Genomic DNA, 4541 nt, shown 5'->3' with positions numbered 1-4541 from the left:
GCATCGACGACGAGTCGCTCACCGCCGCGGGTCACCTCGATCTCGACGGTCTCTCCGGGGGACACCGACTGAAGGGCGGTGCGGACGCTCTCCGCCGTCGTGATGCGGGTGTCGCCGACCCGGACGACCCGGTCACCGATCCTCAGGACGTCCTTGGCGCGGGAGTCGTCGACGATCTCGGCGATCTTGACGTGCGTCGTCACCGTCTTGCCCAGGGCTCGGAGGGCAACGGCCGTGGCCTCCTCCTGTGAGCCGGCCATCTGGACGGCGTTCTCCTCGGCGATCCGCTCCTCGCTCGCGGCCGGGTCGAAGACCTCATCGACGGGCAGGACGTCCTGCGACGGGTCGATCCACGCCCCCACCACGTCGAAGGCGTCCACCGGGAAGCCCGGTCCGCCGAGGACGGACACCGTGGTGAAGCTCAGCTCACCCTCGGCGTCGTACGTGGGTAGTCCGTCGACGGCGATGAGCGTCGAGTCCTCCGACTCCCCCGGCACGTTGCCGAGGGTGTTCATCGTCGGGCCCGGGCTCATGATGGCCACCGGCACGTGGACGAGGTTGCCCACGACGAGCAGTGCCAGCCCGAGGAAGAAGCTGGCCAGGAAGACGATGTTGCCGCGGCTGAGCGGGGCCGGCTGACGGGATGGTGAGAGGGATGGTGTCGGGGCGCCGATCTCCTCCGCGGGCACCCGACGGATCGTCCTCACGGAAGGCCGACCCACTCGTCCGAACCGTCGGTGAAGCGTTGGTGCTTCCAGATAGGCACGGTGGCCTTGAGCTCGTCGATGAGGCGACGGCACACGTCGAACGCCTCGCCCCGGTGCTCGGCACTCACCGCCACGACGACCGCCAGGTCGCCGATGTCGAGCCGGCCGACGCGGTGCACGACACCGATCCGCACGACGCGCCCTTCGGCGGCCAAGCGCTCGGCCAGCGCCCTGGCCACCTCCGCGGCCTGGGGGTGCGCGCTGTAGTCGAGGTGCGTCACATCGGCAGGGTCGCCCCCTTCGAGCGACTTCTCGGAGTGCTTCACGTCGTGGTTGCGCACGGTGCCGACGAAGAGGCACGTGCCGCCCGCACGAGGGTCGGCGACGCTCGAGAGCACCTCGTCGACGGACAGCGGCGTCTCTCGGATCTCGGCAAGGGTGACCGTCACGCCGGACATCGTATGCGGCCAGGCTGGGTGATCGCGGCCGACGACCGCGGGGACGTTCCGGGGGGTCAGGCGAGGGGAACGATCGTCGCCGTTTCGTGGTTGTCTTGGTGAGGAGCGGCGCACCGCCGCAGTGGCCAGCAATCCGAGGAGCACCATGTCCGACCGTCGCCCTGACGTGCCCGACGAGCCCGACGACCTGAGCCGCCGGGAGGGCGAGCACCCCGGGGACGACCCCCTCGGCGGGGCGCAGCAGGGACCGGGCCTCGGAGACCTCAGCTCCATGCTCGAGCAGGTGCTCGGTCAGGCGGCCGAGAACCCTGAGCTCGCTGCCGCGATGCGGAGCATGGGAGTGGACCCCACCGATCCGGCCACCAAGGCGGCGATGCGGGCCCAGCTCGGCACCTTCATGTCGGCCCAGCAGTCCCCCACCGGTGCGCGCGACCTCGCCACCGAGGTCGCCCGCAAGCACGTGATGGCGTCCGAGGGCAACGACCTCCACGATGCGAGGGCAACCCGGGAGGTGCAGGATGCCGTGGCCGTCGCGGTCCTCTGGCTCGACGAGGTGACCGCACTCGGCATGTCCGGTTGGCGTGCCACCGGGCTGAGTCGGGCGGAGTGGGTCGACACGACGATGCCCCGGTGGTTCGACCTGGTCGAGCCGGTGGCCGACGGCGTCACCCACGCCACCTCGGCGGCGATGCGCAAGCAGCTCGGGGAGCTGGGTCCCGAGGCCTTCGGCGACGCGCTCCCCCCCGAGCTCCAGGGCATGCTCGGGTCTGGCTTCGACCCTGCCGCGATGCTCGAGCAGTGGGCGCCGATGCTCTCCAACCTGAGCCGTCAGATGTTCGCGGCGCAGCTCGGCCAGGCCGTCGGCACCCTCGCAACCGAGGTGGTCGGCGCGACCGAGGTCGGGCTGCCGCTGACCGAGACGGGCCTGATCGCCCTCCTCCCGGGCAACGTCGCCGAGCTGGCGACCTCGGTGGAGATCGACCTGCCCCAGGTGCGGCTCTACCTGGCGGTGCGGGAGGCGGCCAGGGTCCGGCTCTTCACCGCGGTCCCGTGGCTCGGCCCCCAGCTGATGTCGGCCGTCGCCGACTATGCCCGCAACATCACCATCGACACCGATGCGATCGAGTCCGCCCTCTCGACGATCGACCCGACGAACCCCGAGGCGATCCGCAGTGCGCTGCAGGGCAACCTCTTCAGACCCCAGCCGACGGCGGCCCAGCGGCAGGCCCTGACCCGGCTCGAGACCCTCCTCGCGCTCGCCGAGGGGTGGGTCGACCACGTCACCGACCGCGCCACCGGGGCGCACCTGCCACAGGCCGCCGCGCTCGCCGAGACGGTGCGGCGCCGCCGGGTCGGCGGGGCCGCCCAGAAGACGTTCGCCGGCCTCGTCGGGCTCGAGCTGCGACCCCGCCGGCTGCGCGATGCAGCGAACCTCTGGGCGGCGCTCGAGAACTCCGGCGGCCAGGAGCTGCGCGACGGCCGCTGGTCGCACCCCGACCTCGCGCCGACGTCCGCGGACCTTGACGACATCATCGGTTTCGTCGAGCGGGCAGCCGGCCGGGCCCCGACCGCTGCGGCGGGCGAGGCCGTCACGGATGACACGCTGGGCTCGGCCGATCTCAGCGCCGACCTCGACAGCGTGCTCCGCGACATCCTCGACGAGGCGGCAGCCGGAGGTTCTGGCACCACCGACGAGACCACCACCGACGAGCTCGGCGGCGACGAGCGACCCGGGTCGGGCGCGTGAGCGCTTCGGGAGCTCCGCCGCGACCGATGGAGGCTGACCCGGGAGCGAGCCCAGCGGCATACGGGCTCCTCCGGACGGACGCGATGGCCACCCTCCAGCAGTGGCAGGCGCCGGACGCCGGGCAGGAGCGGCTGCGTCGCGACTACCTCGACCACCTCCGGAGGCACGTCGACGCCATGTCGCGAGGGGGCCCGCCCGCCCACCTGACCGGGAGCGTGATCGTCCTCGACGAAGCCGGCGAGCGCGTCCTCCTCACGCTGCACCAGAAGGCTCGGCGATGGTTCCAGTTCGGCGGGCACTTCGAGCCCGGCGACGAGACGCTCCGCGGTGGGGCCGCCCGTGAGGCGCGTGAGGAGTCTGGGGTCGAGGGGCTGACGGTCCTGCCCGAGATCGTGATGCTCGACCGCCACAGCCTGGGCAGCGCCTTCGGTCGCTGTTCGGAGCACCTCGACGTGCGCTACGTCGCGGTGGCGCCGCCTGGTGCCGTTCCCGCCGTCAGCAGCGAGTCCGTCGACGTGCGCTGGTGGCCGGTGGACGGGCTCCCTGACGGCACCCGCGAGGAGCTGTCACCGCTCGTGGGCGCGGCTCGGCGAGCCGTCGGTCGCTGACGTCACTCGTCGCTCAGGGTCAGCCCGGCCGAGGCGGCAACCCCTTGGAGGTAGCCCCGCGCACGCTCGAGGCGCGGGAACCCGCTGAGCAGGCCCCAGAAGTCCGGCCCGTGCCCCGGCTCGATGAGGTGTGCCAGCTCGTGCAGCAGCACGTAGTCGAGCACCCAGGCGGGCATCCCACGCACCTTGTCGGAGATCCGGATCGACCCCTCAGCGGGCGTGCAGGACCCCCAGCGCGACTCCTGGTTGGCCACCCAGCGGACGCTGGACGGCTGGGCCCGCCCCGCGAGGTAGGTCCGCGAGAGGTGACCGGCACGGGCCAGCAGCTCGGTGTCCGACCGCCGCTGACGCTGCTCGGACGCCGTGACCCGGGCGAGCATCGTCCGGACCCACTCACCCTCCTCGGCCCTCGTCAGCCGGTCGGGCACGAGCACCACGAGCCGGCCTTCCTGCCGGTAGGCAGACACGGTCCGACGGCGCCGGGTGCTGCGCCGCACCTCGACGGTCACGCCGTCGACCACGGTCTGGCGCACCTGCCGCACGGACGTTGCCATGGGGGCAGGGTAGGCCGGAACGCGCGCCGCAGCACGCACGCCGGCGCGGACGCGCCGCCCCGGAGGACGTCCCCCGAGGGGTGCGGCGGCCCGCCGAGCGGGGCCGACGGGGCGCGCCATGCGGGGATGAGCGTGATCTCGTGCTCAGCGTGCTCTAGGGTTGACGGAGCCAAGGCGCCCGTCAGAGGGGTGCCAGTACCAAGGAGACACCAATGGCTGACGAGACCTACAAGGGCGAGTTCTACTGCGTGAAGTGCAAGGAGAAGCGCGAGGCCGAGGGCAAGGTCGTCGTGTCCGAGAACGGCCGGCGCATGGCGAAGGGCCAGTGCCCCGTCTGCGGCACCAACCTCAACCGCATCCTGGGCAAGGCCTGACCAGGTCAGCAGCGCGTCCGCACTGACGCGCCAGCGAGGGGCGGGACCGACATGGTCCCGCCCCTCGCCCCTGTCCGGACCTCTCCCTCCCCC

At 72.4% G+C, this 4541-nt stretch carries 6 protein-coding genes; 3 read left to right on the top strand and 3 right to left on the bottom strand.

Features of this window, described 5'->3' with window-relative positions:
- Both OO014_RS18905 and OO014_RS18900 read right to left on the bottom strand, forming a co-directional pair.
- A partial coding sequence (locus tag OO014_RS18905) for a PDZ domain-containing protein (RefSeq protein WP_272463877.1) occupies nt 1-707 on the bottom strand: 707 nt, incomplete at its 3' end.
- Nucleotides 704-1165 (bottom strand): molybdenum cofactor biosynthesis protein MoaE, encoded by a 462-nt coding sequence (locus OO014_RS18900; protein ID WP_272463876.1) that lies wholly within the window; start codon nt 1163-1165, stop codon nt 704-706. The genes OO014_RS18905 and OO014_RS18900, both read right to left, overlap by 4 nt.
- Nucleotides 1166-1310: 145 nt before the next feature.
- On the opposite strand from OO014_RS18900, the gene OO014_RS18895 reads away from it, so the two are divergent.
- Nucleotides 1311-2912 carry a zinc-dependent metalloprotease gene (locus OO014_RS18895; RefSeq protein ID WP_272463875.1) on the top strand — a complete coding sequence of 534 codons (1602 nt, stop codon included), beginning with the start codon at nt 1311-1313 and terminating at the stop codon, nt 2910-2912.
- Nucleotides 2913-2938: 26 nt separating this feature from the next.
- The gene (locus tag OO014_RS18890) at nt 2939-3520 is read left to right on the top strand and encodes an NUDIX hydrolase (protein ID WP_272463874.1); all 582 of its coding nucleotides are present in this window, start codon (nt 2939-2941) and stop codon (nt 3518-3520) included.
- A gap of 2 nt (nt 3521-3522) precedes the next feature.
- Here the strand turns inward: OO014_RS18890 and OO014_RS18885 are convergent, their stop codons facing one another.
- The gene (locus OO014_RS18885; protein ID WP_272463873.1) at nt 3523-4074 is read right to left on the bottom strand and encodes a M48 family metallopeptidase; all 552 of its coding nucleotides are present in this window, start codon (nt 4072-4074) and stop codon (nt 3523-3525) included.
- A gap of 212 nt (nt 4075-4286) precedes the next feature.
- Between OO014_RS18885 and OO014_RS18880 the strand changes: the two genes are divergently transcribed.
- On the top strand, nt 4287-4448 hold the full coding sequence (locus OO014_RS18880; protein WP_013493366.1) for a DUF5679 domain-containing protein: 162 nt from the start codon (nt 4287-4289) through the stop codon (nt 4446-4448).
- Nucleotides 4449-4541 lie beyond the last annotated feature (93 nt).

Source organism: Intrasporangium calvum (assembly GCF_028446585.1).
Taxonomy (GTDB): domain Bacteria; phylum Actinomycetota; class Actinomycetes; order Actinomycetales; family Dermatophilaceae; genus Intrasporangium; species Intrasporangium calvum_A.
This window is presented reverse-complemented; position numbering and strand designations above follow the sequence as displayed.